The organism is Nocardiopsis listeri, assembly GCF_020741345.1.
Classification (GTDB): domain Bacteria; phylum Actinomycetota; class Actinomycetes; order Streptosporangiales; family Streptosporangiaceae; genus Nocardiopsis; species Nocardiopsis listeri_A.
This window is the reverse complement of record NZ_DYZD01000225.1, coordinates 1-5,206: the sequence shown is the minus strand read 5'-3', so window position 1 is coordinate 5,206 and position 5,206 is coordinate 1. Positions and strand designations below refer to the sequence as shown.

Here is a 5,206-nt window from a genome sequence, read left to right as displayed (position 1 = left end):
TCTTCCGCAAGCTCAACATCAGGTCCCGGGTGGATCTGGCCCGCCTCTTCAACTGAAGGGGGAGGCACCCCGGTCCGGACGCGATGGGGCGGACGGATCACCGTTACGTGCCGACCGGTCGGTACGTCGGCCCGTCACCAGAAAGGCAGTCATGAAAACGACAGCACCGGAACACCTCCTGAGAGCGGACGGGGTGACCGTGCGCTTCGGGGGCCTCACCGCGCTCGACGACGTCGGACTCCACGTCGCGCCGGGCTCCGTCGTCGGACTCATCGGCCCCAACGGCGCGGGCAAGACCACCCTGTTCAACGTCCTGTCCGGAGTCCTGCGCCCCACGGCCGGGACCATCTCCTGGAAGGGGGAACCCCCGCCCGGACGCCGGACCCACCACCTGGCCAAGGCCGGCATCGCACGCACCTTCCAGGGACTCAACCTCTTCCCGATGATGCCCGTGATCGCGAACGTCATGGTCGGGGCGGACCGGCTCGCGGGCGGTGGCCCATTCTCCCTGATCAGCGGGCTCGGACGACACCACAAGGACGAAGGGGAGCTCCGGGAGCGGGCCATGGCGGCCCTCGAACGGTTCGGCGTCGCCGAGTACGCCTCGCGCCTGCCCGGCACCCTCCCCTACGGCGTGCAGAAGCAGGTGGCCCTGGCCCGTGCCTGCGTGGGCGAACCGGAACTCCTCCTCCTGGACGAACCCGCCGGCGGTCTGTCCGGGCAGCAGATGAACGACCTCGCCGAACAGATCCGCGGCTTCAGCCGGGACATGGCGGTCGTCCTCGTCGAACACCACATGGACCTGGTCATGGACGTGTGCGATCACATCTTCGTCCTCGACTTCGGCAAGGTCATCTCCGCCGGCACCCCGGCCGAGGTACAGGCCGACCCCGCCGTCGCCCAGGCCTACCTCGGCACCCCCGCCGACGAGGCGTCGACCGACGGCGGACCCGTCGCCGTCGACCCCGGGCTCAACGGAACGCGACGGAACGGAGCCGCCCGATGAGCGCCGAACCCCTCCTGTCCATCCAAGGACTGACCGCCCACTACGGTCCCGTCCGCGCCCTCGACGACGTCTCCCTGGACGTTCCGGACCGGGGACTCTGCGCGGTGCTCGGCGCCAACGGCGCGGGCAAGACCACCCTGCTGCGCACCCTCACCGGACTGCATCGCGCCACCTCCGGCCGGGTCCTGCTCGAAGGCGAGGACATCACCCGGCTGCCGACCGAGAAGGTCATCACCCGCGGGCTGGCACACGTGCCCGAAGGCGGCGGGGTCATCGTCGAACTCACCGTCGAGGAGAACCTGCGCCTGGGCTCCCTGTGGCGCTCGGATCGACGCGACCGCACCACGTTCGACCAGGTCCTGGAACTCTTCCCGCCCCTGGTGGAACGCCGCAACAAGTCCGCGAGCACGTTGTCCGGTGGCGAACGCCAGATGCTCGCCATCGGTCGCGCCCTCATGGCCCGCCCCAAGGTGCTGTTGCTCGACGAACCCTCACTCGGCCTCGCCCCACTCATCACCAGGCAGATCTTCACCCTGCTGCGCGACCTGCGCGACCGTACCGGGCTCACCGTCGTCCTGGTCGAACAGAACGCCGCCGGCGCCCTGTCGGTCACCGACCACGGGTTCGTGCTCGACCAGGGCGGCGTCGCCGCGGAGGGCCCCTCCGACGGCCTCCTCGCCGATGACCGCACGCGCCACGCCTACCTCGGTTTCTGAGGGAGATCCCCATGACCCACTTCATCAACCTGACCCTGAACGGGTTGGCGTCCGGGGCGGCGTACGCGGCCCTCGCACTGTCCCTGGTCATCATCTACCAGGCGACCCGGCTGGTGAACTTCGCCCAGCCCGCCCTGGCGTTGGTGGCGGTCTACGCCGCCTACACCATCACCGGGCTCACCGGCTCCTACTGGATCGGGTTCGCCGCCGCCCTCGTCGTGGGTCTGGCCGCGGGCGCCCTCGTCGAGCGCGTCATCATCCGACCCATCGCCAAGACCTCACAGCTCAACGCCATCATCGTCACCCTCGGCCTCCTCCTGGTGATCCAGGGCGGGGTCGGCATGATCTGGGGCAACGAACAGCACGGGTTCCGCTACGCGTTCGGTTACGTGGGCCGCTTCTCGCCCGCGGACACGTTCGCGTTGGCCGCGGTGGGCGTCGTCGCCCTCCTGCTCTTCCTGGTGTACCGGTTCACCCCGCTGGGCCTGCGCATGCGCGCCGCGGCCTTCCACCCGGAGGCCGCGCGACTCAGCGGGGTCAAGGTCGGCCTGATGCTCACCGCGGGTTGGGGTATCGCCTCCCTGATCGGCGCCCTCGCGGGCATGCTCGCCGGACCCCCGTTCATCTCGCCCAACGTCTTCGACGTGGTGTTCGTCTTCGGGATCACCGCCGCCGTCGTCGGCGGCCTCGACAACCCCTTCGGCGCGGTCATCGGTGGCCTGCTCATCGGCCTCGGCATGTCCTACGTGTCCGGGTACCTCGGGCCCGAACTGGCCACCCTGTCCGCCCTCGTCATCGTCGTCCTCGTCCTGAGCGTGCGCCCCGACGGCATCCTGTCCCGGCCGACCGGGCGAAAGGTGTAGCAATGACCCAGCCCACCGCGCAGCGCGAAAAGCGCACCGCGCCCACCGAGGCCGTGGCCGTCCCGGGCCCGTCCCGATGGGCGGCACTGCCCCTACCCGTCCGACACCTGTTGTCGGCCGCGCTCGGCCTGGCCGTCGTCACCGGACTGCTGTTCGTCACCGGAGACCTCACCGCCCTGCGCATCGCCGCCATCGGATACACCATGCTCGCCATCGCCGGGCTCCAACTGCTGGTCGGCGGCTCCGGGCAGGTGTCCCTCGGCCACGGCGCGTTCATGATGATCGGCGCCTACGCGATGGCCCTGCTCGTGCTGCACCAGCCGATGCTGCCGATCAGCGCCAACCTCGCCATCATCGTCGTGGTGTCGATCGTCGCCGGCATCGCGGTCGGCGCGGCCACCGCCCGCCTGCACGGGCCCTACCTGGCCGGCGCCACCCTCATCCTCGCGGTCGGACTTCCCGGACTCGCGCACCGCTTCCACGACCTTCTCGGCGGCAGCAACGGGCTCAACATCCGCACCGCCGGTGTTCCGCCCTTCCTCCAAGGCGTCGTCAGCACCAGCGAATGGCGGGCGCTGGTCGTGTGGACCACCGTCGCCATCGGCCTGGCGGTACTGGCCACCATCTCCGCCGGTCGCCTCGGTCGTCGGATGCGAGCCATCCGCGACGACGAGACCGCCGCCGCCATGGCCGGCGTCCCCGTCGGCAAGACCAAGGTGGTCGCGTTCGTCATCGCCTCCACCGCCGGCGGTCTGGCCGGTGGCCTGCAGGCCTACGTCCTCGGCACCGTCACCCCCGGCAGCTTCACGCTCGTACTGTCGCTGACCCTGCTCGCCGCGCTGGTTCTGGGCGGTATCGGCAGTCTGTGGGGTGCCCTGTGGGCGTCCATCGCCATCGTCTACCTACAGATCTGGGCGACCGACCTGGCACGCGCCATGGATCTGAGCCGTGACGCCGAGAACAACCTGCCCATCGTGTTCTTCGGCGTCGTGCTCATCCTCGTTCTGCGCTTTTGGCCCCTGGGTGTCCACGGGGCCGTCCAGAGCCTCAGAGCCCGCCTCCGAGCCCGCAACTCCTAACCCCCTTCGAACAAGGAGAGAACCATGCGTACACGCACCGGACATCGGGCCCTTCTGGCTCCCGGACTGGCCCTGGTCCTGTTCGCCACCGCCTGCACGGGCGCGGGCGACGTCGGTGACAACGCCGCGGTCGATCTCGACGTGGCCCCGGGTGTCACCGACGACGCCGTCGTCATCGGAACCCACCAGCCCCTGACCGGACCGGCGTCGGCCGGGTACCTGGCGGTCTCCCAGGGGGCCGCGGCCGTGTTCGAGTTCGTCAACGCCCAGGGCGGGGTGAACGGACGCGAGATCGACTACCGGATCGAGGACGACGTCTACGACCCGTCCCAGACGATCGACGTCACCCGTCAGCTCGTCATCGAAGACGAGATCTTCGCGATGGTCGGCGGTCTGGGCACGCCCACCCACAGCGGTGTCCTGGACTACCTGAACGAGGAGGGGGTGCCCGACATCTTCCCCTCCTCCGGTGCCCTGGCCTGGAACAACCCGGACGAGCACCCGCTCACCTACGGCTGGCAGACCGACTACACCAAGGAAGCGAAGATCCAGGGTGAGTACATCACCGAGAACTTCCCCGGTCAGCCTGTCGGTTACCTGTACCAGAACGACGACATCGGCGAGGATTCCCAGGCCGGGCTCGACCAGTACCTCAGCGACGAGGTCGTGGCCCGTGAGCACTACGAATCCGAGGTCAGCGACCTGAGTGCGCAGATCGCCGAAATGGAGAGCTCCGGCGCCGAGGTCCTCGTGTGCTCCTGTATCCCGGCGTTCGTCGCGCTGGGCATGCTGGAGGCCGCGCGGATCGGTTACGAACCCCAGTGGGTGGTCTCCAGTATCGGCGGTGACACCACGACCCTGCAGGGGCTGCTCGCGACCTTCACCGAGGGCGGCGACGCGGAGGACGTCCCGGCCGACGCGTTCCTGTCGGACATGCTGATCACCACCTACATGCCCCGGGTGGAGGACGAGGACGACGAGTGGGGACAGTTCTTCCTCTCGATCTACGACGAGTACGGCGAGGGCGACACCGTCACCAACACGCACGTCTTCGGCATGACCCAGGCCGTGATGTTCGCCCAGGTCCTCAAGTCCGCGGGTGAGGACCTCACTCGACAGTCCCTGATCGACGCCATGGAGTCCCAGGAGTGGCAGGGACCCGGCCCGGTGCCCTTCTCCTCCTCCGAGGGTGACCACGGTGGCCACCAGGGCGTGTACGTGGTCCAGTACCAGGAGGGCGGCTCCATCGAGGTGGTCCAGGAGCCGCGTGTCACCGACCGTGAGGGCGGTGCCATCGAGGAGACCGACTTCGAGCCCTTGATGCCGGACACCCTGCCCTTCCATGACTAGCAGCGTTTTTTCGGGGCCTTTGCAGAGGGATTCTTCATCGTCGTCCACGCCGGTCGCTCGTTCCTAGCTCGCGGCTCGACCCCTCTTGCACGGTGTTGAATCAAACCCGGGCTCTCCGGCCCCGAACGGGTAACAACCCCCGTGGCCCACGAAGCAGCACTCGGTACCGATGGCCGCACACGCGGGACGGCG

At 69.0% G+C, this 5,206-nt stretch carries 5 protein-coding genes; all 5 read left to right on the top strand.

Going from position 1 to position 5,206, the window contains the following annotated elements; all coding sequences use genetic code 11:
* Positions 1-151 precede the first annotated feature (151 nt).
* The 5 genes from K8V84_RS12210 to K8V84_RS12190 are packed head-to-tail and all read left to right on the top strand — an operon-like array spanning position 152 to position 5,014.
* Positions 152-1,006 (top strand): ABC transporter ATP-binding protein, encoded by an 855-nt coding sequence (locus K8V84_RS12210; protein ID WP_304074260.1) that lies wholly within the window; start codon positions 152-154, stop codon positions 1,004-1,006.
* The gene (locus tag K8V84_RS12205) at positions 1,003-1,722 is read left to right on the top strand and encodes an ABC transporter ATP-binding protein (protein WP_304074258.1); all 720 of its coding nucleotides are present in this window, start codon (positions 1,003-1,005) and stop codon (positions 1,720-1,722) included. The genes K8V84_RS12210 and K8V84_RS12205 overlap by 4 nt, the downstream gene beginning before the upstream one ends.
* Before the next feature lie 11 nt (positions 1,723-1,733).
* Positions 1,734-2,585 carry a branched-chain amino acid ABC transporter permease gene (locus K8V84_RS12200; RefSeq protein WP_304074257.1) on the top strand — a complete coding sequence of 284 codons (852 nt, stop codon included), beginning with the start codon at positions 1,734-1,736 and terminating at the stop codon, positions 2,583-2,585.
* A gap of 2 nt (positions 2,586-2,587) precedes the next feature.
* A complete protein-coding gene (locus K8V84_RS12195) occupies positions 2,588-3,664 on the top strand; it encodes a branched-chain amino acid ABC transporter permease (RefSeq protein WP_304074255.1) in 1,077 nt (358 codons plus the stop codon).
* 24 nt (positions 3,665-3,688) lie between these two features.
* Positions 3,689-5,014: an ABC transporter substrate-binding protein gene (locus K8V84_RS12190; RefSeq protein WP_304074254.1), complete on the top strand. Its 1,326-nt coding sequence runs from the start codon at positions 3,689-3,691 to the stop codon at positions 5,012-5,014.
* Positions 5,015-5,206: the final 192 nt, after the last annotated feature.

Excerpts from the sequence above, each read along its gene's own strand:
- K8V84_RS12195 (WP_304074255.1), top strand. The coding sequence starts at position 2,588 with ATGACCCAGCCCACCGCGCAGCGCGAAAAGCGCACCGCGCCCACCGAG.
- K8V84_RS12210 (WP_304074260.1), top strand. The coding sequence starts at position 152 with ATGAAAACGACAGCACCGGAACACCTCCTGAGAGCGGACGGGGTGACC.
- K8V84_RS12190 (WP_304074254.1), top strand. The coding sequence starts at position 3,689 with ATGCGTACACGCACCGGACATCGGGCCCTTCTGGCTCCCGGACTGGCC.
- K8V84_RS12200 (WP_304074257.1), top strand. The coding sequence starts at position 1,734 with ATGACCCACTTCATCAACCTGACCCTGAACGGGTTGGCGTCCGGGGCG.
- K8V84_RS12205 (WP_304074258.1), top strand. The coding sequence starts at position 1,003 with ATGAGCGCCGAACCCCTCCTGTCCATCCAAGGACTGACCGCCCACTAC.